Below are 15,482 nucleotides of genomic sequence, written 5' to 3'. Positions count from 1 at the left end.
TTCCATAGCCACGAACAGATTACTTCGCCAGATCGACGGCCGGTTCCTCGCCGAACACCAGCTGGCCGCCGCGCACGCCGACGCGGATCGTATCCTTCGGTCCGAAGCGGCCCGCCAGGATTTCCTTCGACAGCGGATTCTCGATCTGCTGCTGGATCGCGCGCTTGAGCGGACGCGCGCCATACACCGGATCGAAGCCCGCTTCCGCGATCTTCTGCAAAGCCTCCTCGCTGATGTCGAGCGCCATTTCCATCTTCTCGAGGCGCTGTTCCAGGTTCTTCAGCTGGATCTTCGCGATCGCGCCGATGTTCTTCTCGTCGAGCGCATGGAACACGACGATCTCGTCGATCCGGTTGATGAACTCGGGGCGGAAGTGGCCGCGCACCTCGGCCATCACCGCCAGCTTCACGACGGCCGGATCGTCGGAATCCATCGACTGGATCTTGTGCGAACCCAGGTTGGACGTCATCACGATCACGGTGTTCTTGAAGTCCACCGTGCGGCCCTGGCCGTCCGTCATGCGGCCGTCGTCGAGCACCTGCAGCAGGACGTTGAACACGTCCGGATGCGCCTTCTCGATCTCGTCCAGCAGGATCACGCTGTACGGCTTGCGGCGCACGGCTTCCGTCAGGTAGCCGCCCTCCTCGTAGCCGACATAGCCCGGCGGCGCGCCGATCAGGCGGGCCACGGAATGCTTCTCCATGAACTCGCTCATGTCGATACGGATCAAGGCGTCTTCCGTATCGAACAGGAAGTTCGCCAGCGCCTTGCACAATTCCGTTTTGCCGACGCCCGTCGGACCGAGGAACATGAACGAGCCGTACGGCCGGTTCGGATCCGCGAGACCCGCACGCGAGCGGCGGATCGCATCGGACACGGCCTCGATCGCCTCGTCCTGGCCCACGACGCGCTCATGCAGCTTCTCTTCGATGTGCAACAGCTTGTCGCGCTCGCCCTGCATCATGCGGGCGACGGGGATGCCGGTCGCGCGCGACACGACTTCCGCGATTTCCTCGGCACCGACCTGCGTGCGCAGCAGGCGCGGCCGCGTGTTCGCTTCCTTGTCGGCGCCGTCCGGTTGATGGCTGGCGGCTTCCGCATCCTTCAACTGTTTCTCGAGCTCCGGCAGGCGGCCGTACTGCAGCTCCGACACCTTCTGCCAATTGCTCTGGCGCTTCGCTTCATCCATCTGCAGTCGGATGCGCTCGATCTCTTCCTTGATGTGCGTCGTACCCTGCACGGCAGCCTTCTCGGACGTGAGGATTTCCTCGTAGTCGGCGTACTCGCGCTCCAGCCGGACGATCTCTTCGTTGATCAATTCCAGGCGGCGCTGCGAGGCCTCGTCCGTTTCCTTCTTGACGGCTTCGCGCTCGATCTTCAGCTGGATCAGGCGACGGTCGAGCTTGTCCATCACTTCCGGCTTCGAGTCGATCTCGATCTTGATCTTCGAGGCGGCCTCGTCGATCAGGTCGATGGCCTTGTCCGGCAGGAAGCGGTCGGTGATGTAGCGGTGCGACAGCTCGGCCGCCGCGATGATCGCCGGGTCCGTGATCTCCACCTTGTGGTGCAGTTCGTACTTTTCCTGCAGGCCGCGCAGGATGGCGATGGTCGCTTCCACGCTCGGCTCGTCGACGATGATCTTCTGGAAGCGGCGCTCCAGCGCGGCATCCTTCTCGACGTACTTGCGGTACTCGTCCAGCGTAGTCGCGCCGATGCAGTGCAGCTCGCCGCGCGCCAGCGCCGGCTTCAGCATATTGCCCGCGTCCATCGCGCCTTCGGCCTTGCCGGCGCCGACCATCGTGTGGATCTCGTCGATGAAGACGATCGTCATGCCCTCGTCCTGCGCGAGTTCCTTCAGCACGGCTTTCAGGCGTTCCTCGAATTCGCCGCGGAACTTGGCGCCCGCGAGCAGCGCGGCCATGTCGAGCGACAGCACGCGCTTGCCCTTCAGCGAATCGGGCACTTCGCCGTTGACGATGCGCTGCGCCAGACCTTCCACGATCGCGGTCTTGCCGACGCCGGGTTCGCCGATCAGCACCGGATTGTTCTTGGTACGGCGCTGCAGCACCTGGATGGCACGGCGGATCTCGTCGTCGCGGCCGATCACCGGGTCGAGCTTGCCGTTGCGGGCCCGCTCCGTCAGGTCGAGCGTGTATTTCTTGAGCGCTTCGCGCTGGCCTTCCGCGTCCTGGGAGTTGACGGATTCGCCGCCGCGCACGGCCTGGATCGCGGATTCGAGCGCCTTGCGGGCAAGGCCGTTTTCGCGGGCGAGGCGGCCGGCTTCGGACTTGTCGTCCGTAAAGGCGAGCAGCACCATCTCGCTCGACAGGAACTGGTCGCCGCGTTTCTGCGATTCGCGGTCGGCCAGGTTCAGCAGCGAGACGAGCTCGCGGCCGACCTGCACGTCGCCGCCCGTGCCGTGCACTTTCGGCAGGCGGTCGAACGCGGAGCGCAGCGCCGTCTGCAGGCTGCCGACGTTGACGCCGGCCCGCTGCAGCAGCGAGCGCGCGCCGCCGTCGCTCTGGCCCAGCAGCGCGGCGAGCAGGTGGACGGGTTCGATGTACTGGTTGTCGTTGCCGACCGCCAGGCTCTGCGCGTCGGCGAGCGCTTCCTGGAGCTTGGTCGTCAATTTGTCTTGTCGCATGTTTTGATCCCCGTGGGTTGGATTTTGGATTGACATCTAGTTAGGGATGCCGTAGCGACTTTTCAAGATGCGAACACGCGGCTGGGGCCGGCAAATCGTGCTGAGATAAAATGTCCGGCATGGAACATTCATTCTTGACGGAGCAACGCCGCCTGCTGCCCTACATGGGGAAATGGCTGCTGCTCGCCCTCGCCGTCGGGCTGCTGTCCGGGTCTGCCTCCGCCTTCTTCCTGTTCGCACTCGAACTGGCGACCGGGACGCGCAACGCCCACCGCTGGCTGATCGCGCCGCTGCCGCTGGCCGGGTTCGCCGTCGGCTGGCTGTACCTGCGTTTCGGCAGCTCGGTCGAGGCCGGCAATAACCTGCTCATCGACGAGATCCACGACCCGAAGAAAGTGATTCCGCTGCGCATGGCGCCGCTCGTGCTGGGCGGCACCGTCGTCTCGCATTTGTTCGGCGCCTCGGTCGGGCGCGAGGGCACGGCCGTGCAGATGGGCGGCGCGCTCGCCGACCAGCTCACCCATGCATTCAAGCTACAGGTGGAAGACCGGAGGATCGTGCTGATGGCCGGCATCAGCGCGGGCTTCGCCTCCGTGTTCGGCACGCCGCTGGCGGGCGCGATCTTCGGCCTGGAAGTGCTCGCGATCGGCCGCCTGCGCTACGACGCCCTGCTCGCCTGCCTGGCGGCCGCCATCGCCGGCGACCAGGTCTGCCTGCTGTGGGGCCATGCGCTGGGCATCCACCACACGCATTACGCCATCGCGTCCGTACCGGCACTGGGCCTGTGGCCGCTGGCGGCCGTCGCGATCGCGGGGGCGCTGTTCGGTCTTGCTGGAAAACTGTTCGCGGATTGCACGCACGCGCTGTCGGGCTGGATGAAGCGGCGCGTGACTTACGGTCCGTTGCGGCCGCTGCTGGGCGGCAGCGTCGTCGCGGCCGCCGTGCTGGCGTTTGGCGCGGACCGCTACATCGGCCTCGGCATCCCGACCATCCAGGCCGCATTCACCGAGCCGCTGGCGCCGTGGGACTTCGCCGGCAAGCTGGTGTTCACGGTCGCGTCGCTGGGCAGCGGCTTCAAGGGCGGAGAAGTGACGCCGCTGTTCTACATCGGCGCCACGCTCGGCAATGCGCTGGCGCCGCTGCTGCACCTGCCCTTCTCGCTGCTGGCGGGCGTCGGCTTCGTGGCCGTGTTCGCCGGCGCTGCCAACACGCCGATCGCGTCGACCCTGATGGCCATCGAATTGTTCGGCGCGGAGGTGGGGGTGTATGCGGCCGTCGGGTGCGTGCTGGCCTATCTGTTTTCCGGCCACACGGGGATTTACCGGGCCCAGCGCATCGGCCACGCCAAGCCCGGCAAGTCGTGATGAATCAAGCCTGCTGCGCTTCGGGCGCGTCGCCCGCCGCGGCCAGGTCGCGCACGTTCTTTTGCACGGCGATGATGGCGAACAGGGTCAGCACGAACGACATGGCATAAAAACCCTTTTCGCTGAGCATCAGCGTCGCATTCCAGAGGCCGACCGCCAGCAGCACAACGGCGGCCATCAGCGAGGTCCAGCACAAGCCGACGTACATCCCTGTCACCGGCAGGCCCTCGGCGCGGTCGCGCACCGTCTTTTGCAGCGACACGGCGGCAAAGCAGCCGTACAGCAGGATCGTCAGGTAATAGCCCTTTTCATTGAGCTGCATCTGCGCATTCCATAAACCGATGAGGTAGGCAAGGATGCCGACGATCATCGCGCCCCAGGATGCGCCGACGAAGGCGGGGCTCGGGCGTGCAAATGATTGCTTGGTCATGCTGTTCTCCGGTCAGTGAAAATTAAGACATTGCCAGATTGCAGTTCTCACGCATTGCGCGCAAGCGAATGACGCGCCGGTATCATGCGATGGCACGCCAGGTCGCATATCCTGCGACGCAGCAGCCGATCGACCCCAGCAGGTGCACCGCCGAATGGGCCAGCGCCCAGGCGTAATGGCCCCGCTGCAGCAGCACCATGGCTTCGCCGGAAAAGCTGGAAAACGTGGTCAGGCCTCCGAGGAAGCCCGTGATGACGAACAAACGCCAGGCCGGGGACAGGGCCGGCATGGCGTCGAAGAAGCCCAGCGCCAGCCCGATCAGGTAGCCGCCGACGAGGTTGGCGACGAGCGTCCCCAGCTGGATGTGGGCATGCAGCTGGCCGAGGAAGATGGTCAGGCCCCAGCGCAGCCAGGCTCCGAGGGCCGCGCCTACGGCGACCGCGATCCAGCTCAGCGGCTGGCCCACTTGGCCCGGGCCGTGTCGTCCGTCACGCGCGCATCGACCCAGCGCGCACCGTTCGGCGTCTGCTCCTTCTTCCAGAACGGGGCGTCGGTCTTGAGGTAGTCCATGATGAATTCGCACGCGGCGAACGCTTCGCCGCGGTGCGCGGACGTGCAGGCGACGAGGACGATCTGGTCCAGCGGCCGCATCGGCCCGATGCGATGGATCACGAGGACGCCATACAGCGGCCAGCGCGCCCGCGCCTGCTCCACGATGTCGTGCAGCGCACGCTCCGTCATGCCCGGATAATGTTCCAGCTCGAGTTCGGCCACATTGTCGCCGTCGTTCATGTCGCGCACCGTGCCGACGAAACTGACGACGGCCCCCACGCGCGCATCGCCCGCGCGCAGGCGCGCGATTTCCGCGCTCACGTCGAAATCCGCGGCCTCGACGCGGACTTCCGTCACATCCTTCTTCACTTGCCCTCCTTGGCCACACGCAGCGCGAGCTGCTCGAGCCGGGACGCCGTACGCGCATCGGCGAGCGCCGCCAGCGCGCACAGGTCGCGCAGCTGCGCCGTCGCGCCGCCCTGGGCGCCGCGGCCGTTGCCCTGTCCCGCGCTTTGTCCTGATTTCAATGACGATTGCAACACCTCGACCTGGAGCTTCAACCGCTCGCGCGCGAACTCCGGGCCGCTGTCGATGCCGGCGCCGATTTCCTGGCGCAGCAGTTCGTGCAGGAGCTTGCCGCGATTGTCTTCCAGCTTGTGGCCATACGCGGCCCTCTGTTCCGCGCTCCCGCGCAGCGCGGCCAGCGCGGCGTCGAAACGGGTACGCAACGTGCGTTCCATGTCGGCGTCCAGGGGCGTCAAGCCGGACCAGCGTGCCTCCCAATCGGTGTCGCCGGCGTTGTCCGCCGCGACGGCCTGCTCCAGTTCCTGAACGAGCCTCAGCTTGTCGCGCAGCATGCCCGCCTGGGCGACGCCGGCGGCGCGGCGAGCCTGGTCCGCATGCTGCTGCACGAGCGCCACGGCCGCGTGATAACGTTTTTCCACGCGGGCTTCATGCGCGCGCGGCACGGGGCCGATCGCCTGCCATTCCGCCTGCGCCTCGCGCAGCAGCTTGCCGACCGTGGCCGGCGTGACGCCGTCCGCCGCCGCTTCCAGGCGCGCGCTGATGGCTTCCTTGGCGGCCTCGTGGGCGCGGCGCTCGATGTCGGCCTCGTGCATCGTTTCCTTGCGGCGCTGGAATACGTCGTCGCATACGGCGCGGAAGCGCTGCCACAGCGCCTGCTCGCTCTTGCGTTCGAGCGGCAGCGAGCGTGCATGATCCTGCCAGCGCTGCTGCAGGGCGCGCATCGTGTCGATCGCGTGGCGGTCGTGCGGATCGATGGCGGTGGCTTCCTCGATGATGGCTTCGCGCTCGGCCATCTCGGCCTTGCGCTGCTCTTCGAGCGGCCCCTGCAGCACGTTCAGCGCATCGGCAAACAAGGCGTCCAGGCGCTTCTTTTCCTTGCGGTCGATGGCGCCCAGGTGGCTCCACGCGAGACGCAGCCGCTGCACCGTGCCCGCCACGTGCTTCCACTCGACGCTGCCCTCGCGCAGGCGCGCGATCTCGGCTTGCGCTTCCTCGACGAGCGCCTGGCCGCGTGCCGCGTTCGCATGGCGCTCGTCGGCCAGGTGGCGGAAGTGGGCAGCGGCCGGCGCGTAGGCGGTCGTGCAGGCGGCGTCGAACCGCTCCCACAGGCTCTTCGGCGCGGCGCCGGACAGGCTGTCGAGCGCCTTCCAGCGGTCGCGCATGCTGCCGACCTTCTTGGCCAGCTCGCTCATCGCCAGGTTTTGCGTGGGCAAGGCCTCGACTGTCTTGATGAGTTCCTCGCGCGACACGTTGCCGCCCCAGCGCGCCCAGTCGGACAGGCGCTTGAGCTCGGCCCGCAGGTGGGCCAGGCGGTCGGATTGCGCGGGCGTCAGGCGCATGCCCTTTTCGCGCGCGTCCTTCAGCGTCTTGTCGTGGTCGGCGGCGGCGCCCAGCGAGCCCTGTTGCAGGGCGGCTTCCATCGCATCCATCGTATCGATGAAATGCTGGTCCGCACCGCGCGGCCTGTTGTCCTTCGTGCCCTCCCTGGCGGGGGCTTTTACGGCGCCTTCCTGCGCCGGCCTGGGCTCGCGCGGCTCCTTCGGCTTGCGTGGCTCGGGCTGCGGCACCGTGGCCAGCAGGGCGTCGAAGCGGCGCTGCAGTTCGGCGGCCTGCTCGTCCTGGGGCAGATGCGGCAGCGCTTTCCATTCACGTCGTAGCGTCTCCGCATTCAGCTCGGCAACCGGCTTCGCCTGCTGGGCGTCGATGAATGCGGCGCGCGCGGCGAGCGCGGCCTGGCCGGCTTCCTGCACCTGCAAGCCGGCGCGCAGCTTCTCCATCCCGGCCGCGAATTCGGCGACGAGGGCACGCGGCAGCGACGGGTGTTCGGGCGAACGCAGGGCCTCGTCCTGTTCCTGCGCCAGCACATCCAGACGCTGCCCCAGTTCCGCTGCCGACAGGCCGGCGCCGCCCAACTGGCGCAAGGCAGCCACGCGGTCGATCATGGCGCGCTGCAGGGCCACCTGCGCTTCGAGGCGCTGGGCCAGCGCGGCGCGCGCGGTCTGGAATGTGGCATCGAGTTCGGGCGCGGAGATCACGGACCATCTGCGGTCCAGCTCGGCCACGTGGTTCGGGGTCAGCAACGCATCCTTGAGGAGGGATTCGGCCTGCTCGACGGCGGCCTGTGCGCGCCGGTGCTCGGCTTCGCGGTGACGGTGCGCGTCGAGGCGCGACTGCATCAGTTTGGCGACGCGGCGATCGGTATTGCGCATCGCGGTGTGCACACGCTCGATCAGCGCCGGGCTGTGAACGAACTCGGCGGCAGCAAGCCGCAGTTCGGAAAATTCGCACTGGAGGATGAATTCCACCGCGGCGGCTTCATCATCCCCGATGCGGCCCAGCTTTTCAGCCTGGGCCACGCGTTGATGGTTGGACGAATGCGTGGCGGCGGACGCGGACGGTTCCGCTTGCGCCTCCGCCTGTCCTCCCTGCCCGGCCGGCTTGTCGCCGGGCTTGTCGCCCGGCCGCTTGAATAGGAACTCGAACATGATGAAATCGCACTTCCAAAATCGCCATCATAGCAAAGAACCCTGATGGCCTCGTGACACCAGCCTGGCGCGTGCGAGCTATCGTTCATCATTTCCCACTGACAATATCGATACTGTCAGTGGGCCGCGGTCAACGTCGCATGCCGTCGCCCATGCACATCGTGGCCGGCATGCCCGACCAGTTCATGACGCAGGCGGCGCGGATCGGCGCGGTGCTCCTGGGCGTACGCATCGTGCGCGAGCATCTGGTTCGCGATCGCGAACCACGCATCGCCGCCGACCGCCGCGCGCGCCAACGGGAACAACTCGTGTTCCTCGCGCTCCAGCCGGCAGCGCAAGGCCGCGACGCAGCCCTCGACGGCGCCGCAGAACACGTCGCGCGGCACCGGACGGTCCGCCGCGCCGACGCTGGCCTCGGCCGTGGCCATCGCGCTGGCCGCGTGGCCACTGAGCCGTTCGAGCTCCTCCAGCAACCTGTCGGCCGCCGCGGTGCTGCGACGCAGGGCCGGCACGAGGAACTTGTCGAGCTTGCGCCAATGACAGTTGTCGTACACCTGGCGCAGTGCAGTACACAATTGTGCGGCCCGGCCGGCGGCCAGGGTACTGAAGTCGCCCGGCAGCGCGCGCAGCTCGTCGAGCAGCGACTGCAGGGCCGCGCGCACCGTCGTCTGTTCGACGGACAGGGCGACGAGGGTATAAGTCGATGTCAGCATTCGGTCTCCACCTTTTTCTCACAAGTGAGTTCGACAAATCCGCTCCCCGGCCGCATGGCATGCGCGGCGCTATGCAAGGTCCGTGGGAGCGTTGTTGACAGGCCCGGGGCACTCTCGAATCGCGAGTCTCGGATTGCGAGGCGTCCTCTGGTCGGTTTTTGGCCTGAAGGAAGGTCTAGTGTAAGGAGGCGGGGCTGGCACCCGTTTGATCTATCACAAACGGCCACCCGGCATCAGGCCGCGGCCGCCAGCGTCTGGCCCAGCGCGGCGGCCAGCGGCGCGGCGAGCGCGGCCGGCTCGGCGTGCGCCAGCACGACCCGCGGACAGCCGTGCCAGCGCGCGCAGCGGGCGAACGCCGCGGCCAGGTCGCGCACGAACCGGTCGCTGCTACGTACCCCGGGCTCCAGCACGAGGGATTTCAGCTCGAACACGCCGCTCTTGCGGTGCGCCTTGGCATCCACCCGGCCGACGAGCGCCCCGCGCCGCAGCAAGGGGAGCGTGAAATAGCCGTAGCGCCGTTTCTCGGCGGGCGTGTAGCACTCCAGCCGGTAGTCGAAACCGAACAGGTCGAGGGCGCGGCGGCGGTCCCAGACGATGGGATCGAACGGCGACAGCACGCTGGTGAGCGTCGCCTGCAGCCCGCCATCGACGGCCTGCCCGAGCAGCGCCGCATGGTCGGGGTGGACGTACACGGGCTCCTTCCAGCCCTCGACGCGGGCGCGCAGCAGCAGACCCTCGTCGGCCAGCCGCGCCGGATCGAGGTGCGGCGGCTTCGTGCGGTGATAGTCCGGAATCCAGGCCGCCTTCGCCACGCCCAGCGCACGCACGGCGTCCAGCACGAACCGCCGCCGCGTCGCGTCGATCGACGGCATGCGCGCATCGTCCCAGCCGGGCAGCACGCGCTCGGCCAGGTCGTACACGCGGTGGAATTGCTGGCGGCGCGCAATCATCAGCCGCCCCGTCGTGAACAGGACTTCCAGCGCGCGCTTTTCCGGCTTCCATGCCCACCAGCCGCCGGCCTTGCCGTCCGTGCGCCCGAAGTCGGCCGAGCGGGCCGGCCCGTTGGTACGGATATGCGCCAGCACGCGCTCGACCTCCTCCCGGTGCGACGCCAGCCACGTCCCCGCGTATTTCCAGCCGAGCGAGCCCGGATCGACCATCCGGTGCCGGTACAGGCCATAATCCTCGATCGGAATGAAGCACGCCTCGTGGGCCCAGTACTCGAACAGCCGGCCCTCGGCCAGCAACTGGTCGAGCCAGTCCGGGTCGTAGTCGCCCACGCGACTCCACAACACGAGATACGGGCTGCGCGCGACGACGCTGATGGTGTCGATCTGCAACACGCCCATGCGGCGGATCGCGGCCAGGACATCGGCTTGGGTGGCACGGGCGCGTTTCGCCTGCAGCATGCCCTGGGCCGCAAGGTGCAGGTTTCGAGCGACAGCAGGAGTCAAAATTGGTTCATTCATCCCGGCATTCTAATGACATCTCATCAACATTTGTACAGGTCGCCGCGAAAAAGTACTGGTTTTTTTTACAGTATCTCGTCGCATGCGATATAGTTGGCGCCCTGGCTCAACCCCTGTTGCGGATTTCTTAACGACCATGCGGCTGCTGCACACATCGGACTGGCACCTCGGCCAGACCCTGCACAATTTCGACCGGACCTACGAACACCAGTGCTTCCTCGACTGGCTGCTCGACACGATCGTCGCCGAGGAAGCGGACGCCCTCTTGATCGCGGGCGACGTGTTCGACACCTCGAACCCGTCCGCCGTAGCGCAGCGCCAGCTGTACCGCTTCCTGCAGCAGGCGCGGGCACGCGCGCCGCAACTGGACATCGTCATCATCGCCGGCAACCACGACTCGCCGGGCCGGCTGGAGGCGCCGGGGCCGCTGCTGGAAGCGCACGGCACGCGCGTCGTGGGCCACGTCGTGCGCGACGCCGCAGGCAGCATCGACCTGGAGCGTTGCATCGTGCCGCTGACCGGCAAGGACGGTGCGGTAAAAGCCTGGTGCGTCGCGATCCCGTTCCTGCGGCCGGGCGACGTGCCGCGCGTGGCCGCAGTGGCCGGCGCGGCGCCGGGCGACGACGCGTTCGACGCCTACCTGGCCGGCATCCGCCTGCTCTACCAGCAGGCGTACGACCTGGCCCGCGCCCGGGCCACCGGGGGCCAGGCGATCCTCGCGATGGGCCACTGCCACATGGTCGGCGGGAATGCGTCACCCGATTCCGAACGGCGCATCGTCATCGGCGGCACCGAGGCCCTGCCTGCGTCGATGTTCGGCCCGGACGTCGCCTACGCCGCGCTGGGCCACCTGCACCTGGCCCAGCGGGTCGGCCAGCAGGAGCACCTGCGCTACTCCGGCAGTCCCCTCCCCCTGTCGTTTGCCGAGGTCGGCTATAGGCACCAGGTGCTGCGCATCGACCTGGACGGCCCGCGCGCCGCCGCCATCGAACCTCTGCACGTGCCGCGCGCGGTCGAACTGCTGCGCGTGCCGGCGAGCCCGGCGCCCGTCAAGCAGGCGATCGCGGAACTGGTCGCTCTCGACCTGCCGGACCTGCCGCGCGACGTGTGGCCCTACGTGGAAGTGCGCGTGCTGCTCGACGCGCCCGAGCCGGGCCTGCGCGCGCAGGTCGAGGCGGCACTGGAAGGCAAGCCGGTGCGCCTGGCGAAGATCGAACCGACGCGCCGCGTGGTCACGACGGCCGGCGTGGAACCCGCGCTGAGCCTCGACCAGCTCGCCCAGCTGCAGCCGGACGACATCTTCCGCCGCCTGTGGCAGCAGCGCTTCGGCGAGGACGCGCCGGACGACCAGCTGGCCGCATTCACGGAACTGCTGCTGCCGACGGATGGCACCGCCAGGAACCGGGAGGCCGCATGAAGATCCTGCGCATCGGCGGCAAGAACCTGGCCTCGCTGGCCGGCGAATTCGAAGTCGATTTCGAGAGCGAGCCGCTGGTCTCGTCCGGCCTGTTCGCGATCAGCGGCCCCACCGGCGCCGGCAAGAGCACCCTGCTGGACGCCTTGTGCCTCGCGCTGTACGACGCCACGCCGCGCCTCATCAAGGGACCGCGCGTGGGCAACTACCTGCCCGACGTGGGCGACGAAACGCTGTCCGTCGCCGACCGCCGCACGCTGATGCGGCGCGGAACGGCGGACGCGTTCGCCGAAGTGGACTTCGTCGGCAACGACGAGCAGCGCTACCGGGCACGCTGGAGCGTGCGGCGCTCGCGCAACCGCGCGGCCGGCGCCCTGCAGCCGTCCACGATGAGCCTGCAACAACTGCCCGGCCTGCAACCTCTGGGCGGCACGAAGACGGAGGTGCTGGCCGAAATCGAGCGCCGCATCGGCCTCTCGTTCGAACAGTTCACGCGCTCCGTGCTGCTGGCGCAGAACGAGTTTTCCGCCTTCCTTCGTACCGACGAGAACGAGCGCGGCGAACTGCTGGAAACGCTGACGGGCAGCGCCGTCTACAGCGACATCTCGCGCCGCGCCTTCGAGCGCTGGCGCGTGGAGCAGGAAGCCATGCGCCGCCTGACGGCGCGCCTGCAGGATCAGGCGCCGCTCGGCCCGGACGCACGCGCCGGGCTCGACGCCGACCATGCCGCCGCCCAGGCCGCGCTGACGGCGGCCGAGACACGCCGCGCCGCGCTGGAACGTCACCTGCGCTGGTACCAGGAACTGGACCGGCTGCGTGCGGCCGAAACCCAGGCGGACGGCGCGCTGGCCCGGGCCCGGGCCGAGACCGACGCCGCTGCCGACCGCCGGCGCCGGCTGGCCACGCTGGACGCCGTGCAACCGGCACGCGCCCTCGTCGCCGACCTGAACCGCCTGGCCGGCGAACAGCGCCAGGTGCAGGCCCAACTGGCCGGCAGCGAACACGAACTGGCACGTGCCCTCGATGCCCAGCAACAGGCGGCGCGCGGCCTGATGGAGGCCGAACGCAAGCTGGAGGCGGCCGAGGACGCGCAGCGCGCGGCCGCGCCGCAGCTGGACCGCGCGAAAGCCCTCGACGCCACGCTGGACACGCTCGCGCCCGCCCACGCGAAGGCGCGCGCGGCGCAGGACGGCGTGCGCACGGAGTCGACGCAGGCCCAGGCCGCCCTGCGGACCAAGACGGAGGAACTGGAAGCGAGCCGGCGCGCGCTGCGCGACACGACGGTCTGGCTCGCCGCGCACGGCACCCGCGAACTGCTCGGCACGCAATGGACGCGCTGGGACCAGCGCCTGGCCCAGGCCGAGCAGGCCGCGCGCCAGGATGCCACCAGCGCGCAAGCCTTGAGCGCCGCCCGCGCCGGTGCCGAACAGGCCGCCGCGATGGCGCAGCGCACGGCGCACGCGCTGTCGGCGTCCGTCGAACTGCTGGACGTGCGCGAGGCGGCGCGCCGGCAGGCGGCCGAGGCGCTGGACGGCATCGACGCCGACGCCCTGCGCGCGGAACGCCGCTCGCTCGACAAGCGGCGCGAACACCTGGCCTCGCTCGACCACACGTGGCAGGCACTGCGCACGCAGCGCGGCCGCCTGGCCGACCTCGATGCGCAGGCCACCCAGTCCACCCAGGCGCGGGCGAAAGCCCAGGAAGGACTCGACGCCGCACGCGCCGCGGGTAGCGCGCTGGACGCGGCCGTCACCCAGGCCGAGCGCATGCTGAAGACGGCCCAGCTGGCGTGCGCCGACGGCGTCGAAAAACTGCGCGGCACGCTCGTGGACGGCGACGCCTGCCCCGTGTGCGGCGGCACGGAACACCCCTACCGGCACCAGGACGACCGGCTGCATACCGTGCTGGAAGAGCTGTCCGCCGAACTGGCCGCGCGGCGCGCCGAACAGCGCGCCAACGTCGACCTGCAGGCTGGCCAGCGCGCCGCGTACGATGCTGCCGGCGAACGGCTGGCGGCGCTGGCGCGTGAACGCGACAACCTCGCCGCCGCGCTCGCCCAGCTGGATGCGGAATGGGCCGACAATCCGCTCGCGGCGGACGCACCGGACAGCGATGCTGGCACCGACGCGCGCGGCCGCTGGCTGGCCGCCGAGCAGGCCGCGCTGCGCAAGGCGTACGCGGAACTCGAGACGCGCGACGGCGACCTGCGCCGCGCCGAACTCGCGCGCGATGCCGCCCAGCAGGCCTGGGACCAGGCCAACCGCGAACACGCGCGCCTGCTCGACGCGGCGCAGACGGCGCAAGGCACGCTGGCGCGCCTGGATGCCGACATTGCCGCGCTGGCCGCGCGGCGCGAAGCAGCCGCGGCCACGCTGGGCGAATTGCTCACCGAACTGGACCCCGTGCTGGCGGAAGCGTGCGGCGACGGCTGGCAGGGTCAATGGCAGCGCGACCCTGCCGGCTGGCGCCAGGCCCGTGCCCACGAGGCGCGCGAATGGAATGACCAGGCGGCACGCCTTGCGCGGCTGCAGGGCGCCATCGGGGCCCTCGACGCCGAGCACGCCGCGCTGGCCACGCGTGTGGAACATGCCGGCCGGCGCCTCGTCGAGGCGGAGGCCGAATTTGCCCGCCTGGATGCGGACTTGGCCGCGCGCCGCGTCGAACGTGCGGAACTGTTCGACGGCCGCGCCGCGCGCGATGTCGAACAACAGCTCGCGGGTGCCGTGAACGCGGCACGCGAAGCCGTGAATACCTGCCAGGCCGCGAGCCTGCAGGCTGCGCAGGCGGAAGCAAGGGTGCGCGAGGGGCAGTCGCTGGCCGCGCGCCGCATCACCGACCTGCAGGGCGAGCTGGCCGATGCGGGCGAGCGGCTCGCACACTGGATCCAGGAATTCGACGGCAGCGACCCGGCGCTGGAAAGCGTGGCCAACGAACAGCAGCTCGCTGCCCTGCTCCAGGTCGGCGCGGGCTGGATCGCCCAGGAACGCGCGGCCCTGCAGGAACTGGACGCGGCCCTGCGCCAGGCGACGGCCGTGCTGGCCGAACGCCGTGCGCAGCGCGAACAGCACGAGCGGTTGCGCGAAGACGTGGCGCCGGCGCAGGCAGACGTCGAACAGCCGGACGCGCGGGCCGGGGACGGCGCGCTCGCAATGGAACAAGCGACGGCGCAGGCAACCGCGCAGGCAACCGCGCAGGCCGAGGACGCCGACGCGGTCGCCGCCGCCCTGCGCCGCGCCGAAACCGAACGGGACGCCGCACACGAAGCGGCGGCCAGCCTCGCCATGCGCATCCGCGAGGACGAGCAGCGGCGCGAGCGTGCGCGCTCGATGATGGCCGAGATCGAGCGCCAGCGCGCCATCGAGGACCGGTGGGCCAAGCTGGCGGACCTGATCGGCTCCGCGGACGGCAAGAAATTCCGCAACTACGCCCAGCAATTCACGCTCGACGTGCTACTCGGCTATGCCAACACGCACCTGGCCCAGCTGGCAAGGCGTTACCGCCTGGAGCGCGTCGTCAGCACGGCCGGTCCGTCGCTGGCGCTGATGGTGCGCGACCAGGACATGGGCGGCGAAGTGCGCTCCGTAAACTCCCTGTCCGGCGGCGAATCGTTCCTCGTGTCGCTGGCGCTCGCGCTGGGCCTCGCCTCGCTGTCGTCGAACCGCGTCAAGGTGGAATCGCTGTTCATCGACGAAGGATTCGGCAGCCTGGACAGCGATACGCTGGGCGTCGCGATGGATGCACTGGACGCGCTGCAGTCGCTGGGCCGCAAGGTCGGCGTCATCTCGCACGTGCAGGAAATGACGGAACGCATCGCCACCAAGGTGCTCGTCCGGCCGGCCGGCGGGGGCAGCAGTGCCGTGACCGTGCAGTGCTAAAATGCGCCCC

The 15,482-nt window shown here is 69.2% G+C and carries 10 protein-coding genes; 3 read left to right on the top strand and 7 right to left on the bottom strand.

Annotation, left to right across the window (positions count from 1 at the left end; translation table 11 throughout):
• Nucleotides 1–19 precede the first annotated feature (19 nt).
• The gene (gene clpB, locus ACL58G_RS14970) at nucleotides 20–2,644 is read right to left on the bottom strand and encodes an ATP-dependent chaperone ClpB (protein ID WP_440967590.1); all 2,625 of its coding nucleotides are present in this window, start codon (nucleotides 2,642–2,644) and stop codon (nucleotides 20–22) included.
• A gap of 119 nt (nucleotides 2,645–2,763) precedes the next feature.
• On the opposite strand from clpB, the gene ACL58G_RS14965 reads away from it, so the two are divergent.
• The gene (locus tag ACL58G_RS14965) at nucleotides 2,764–4,008 is read left to right on the top strand and encodes a voltage-gated chloride channel family protein (protein ID WP_440967588.1); all 1,245 of its coding nucleotides are present in this window, start codon (nucleotides 2,764–2,766) and stop codon (nucleotides 4,006–4,008) included.
• Nucleotides 4,009–4,012: 4 nt separating this feature from the next.
• On the opposite strand, the gene yiaA is transcribed toward ACL58G_RS14965, so the two are convergent.
• The 6 genes from yiaA to ACL58G_RS14935 form a co-directional block, all read right to left on the bottom strand.
• Nucleotides 4,013–4,438, bottom strand: coding sequence for an inner membrane protein YiaA (yiaA, locus tag ACL58G_RS14960; RefSeq protein WP_440967587.1), 426 nt, complete (start codon nucleotides 4,436–4,438; stop codon nucleotides 4,013–4,015).
• 82 nt (nucleotides 4,439–4,520) lie between these two features.
• Entirely contained in the window at nucleotides 4,521–4,904 is a 384-nt protein-coding gene (gene crcB / locus ACL58G_RS14955; RefSeq protein ID WP_413384699.1) for a fluoride efflux transporter CrcB, read from the bottom strand.
• Nucleotides 4,889–5,347 carry a molybdopterin synthase catalytic subunit MoaE gene (gene moaE / locus ACL58G_RS14950; RefSeq protein WP_371763041.1) on the bottom strand — a complete coding sequence of 153 codons (459 nt, stop codon included), beginning with the start codon at nucleotides 5,345–5,347 and terminating at the stop codon, nucleotides 4,889–4,891. Before moaE ends, crcB begins: the two co-directional genes overlap by 16 nt.
• An 8-nt stretch (nucleotides 5,348–5,355) precedes the next feature.
• Nucleotides 5,356–8,001, bottom strand: coding sequence for a DUF349 domain-containing protein (locus ACL58G_RS14945; RefSeq protein ID WP_440967585.1), 2,646 nt, complete (start codon nucleotides 7,999–8,001; stop codon nucleotides 5,356–5,358).
• Nucleotides 8,002–8,117: 116 nt separating this feature from the next.
• The gene (locus ACL58G_RS14940; protein ID WP_413384695.1) at nucleotides 8,118–8,714 is read right to left on the bottom strand and encodes a hemerythrin domain-containing protein; all 597 of its coding nucleotides are present in this window, start codon (nucleotides 8,712–8,714) and stop codon (nucleotides 8,118–8,120) included.
• A gap of 233 nt (nucleotides 8,715–8,947) precedes the next feature.
• Nucleotides 8,948–10,183: a winged helix-turn-helix domain-containing protein gene (locus tag ACL58G_RS14935; protein ID WP_440967583.1), complete on the bottom strand. Its 1,236-nt coding sequence runs from the start codon at nucleotides 10,181–10,183 to the stop codon at nucleotides 8,948–8,950.
• 136 nt (nucleotides 10,184–10,319) lie between these two features.
• Between ACL58G_RS14935 and ACL58G_RS14930 the strand changes: the two genes are divergently transcribed.
• Both ACL58G_RS14930 and ACL58G_RS14925 read left to right on the top strand, forming a co-directional pair.
• The gene (locus ACL58G_RS14930) at nucleotides 10,320–11,600 is read left to right on the top strand and encodes an exonuclease SbcCD subunit D C-terminal domain-containing protein (protein WP_440967581.1); all 1,281 of its coding nucleotides are present in this window, start codon (nucleotides 10,320–10,322) and stop codon (nucleotides 11,598–11,600) included.
• A complete protein-coding gene (locus tag ACL58G_RS14925; RefSeq protein ID WP_440967579.1) occupies nucleotides 11,597–15,472 on the top strand; it encodes an AAA family ATPase in 3,876 nt (1,291 codons plus the stop codon). The genes ACL58G_RS14930 and ACL58G_RS14925 overlap by 4 nt, the downstream gene beginning before the upstream one ends.
• Nucleotides 15,473–15,482 lie beyond the last annotated feature (10 nt).

This window comes from Massilia sp. GER05 (assembly GCF_052056005.1).
Lineage (GTDB): Bacteria > Pseudomonadota > Gammaproteobacteria > Burkholderiales > Burkholderiaceae_D > Telluria > Telluria orientalis.
This window is presented reverse-complemented; position numbering and strand designations above follow the sequence as displayed.

What these genes read in the sequence shown, in the direction of transcription:
- clpB (WP_440967590.1), bottom strand. Translation starts at nt 2,644, where the DNA reads ATGCGACAAGACAAATTGACGACCAAGCTCCAGGAAGCGCTCGCCGAC.
- ACL58G_RS14965 (WP_440967588.1), top strand. Translation starts at nt 2,764, where the DNA reads ATGGAACATTCATTCTTGACGGAGCAACGCCGCCTGCTGCCCTACATG.
- yiaA (WP_440967587.1), bottom strand. Translation starts at nt 4,438, where the DNA reads ATGACCAAGCAATCATTTGCACGCCCGAGCCCCGCCTTCGTCGGCGCA.
- ACL58G_RS14945 (WP_440967585.1), bottom strand. Translation starts at nt 8,001, where the DNA reads ATGTTCGAGTTCCTATTCAAGCGGCCGGGCGACAAGCCCGGCGACAAG.
- ACL58G_RS14940 (WP_413384695.1), bottom strand. Translation starts at nt 8,714, where the DNA reads ATGCTGACATCGACTTATACCCTCGTCGCCCTGTCCGTCGAACAGACG.
- ACL58G_RS14935 (WP_440967583.1), bottom strand. Translation starts at nt 10,183, where the DNA reads ATGAATGAACCAATTTTGACTCCTGCTGTCGCTCGAAACCTGCACCTT.
- ACL58G_RS14930 (WP_440967581.1), top strand. Translation starts at nt 10,320, where the DNA reads ATGCGGCTGCTGCACACATCGGACTGGCACCTCGGCCAGACCCTGCAC.
- ACL58G_RS14925 (WP_440967579.1), top strand. Translation starts at nt 11,597, where the DNA reads ATGAAGATCCTGCGCATCGGCGGCAAGAACCTGGCCTCGCTGGCCGGC.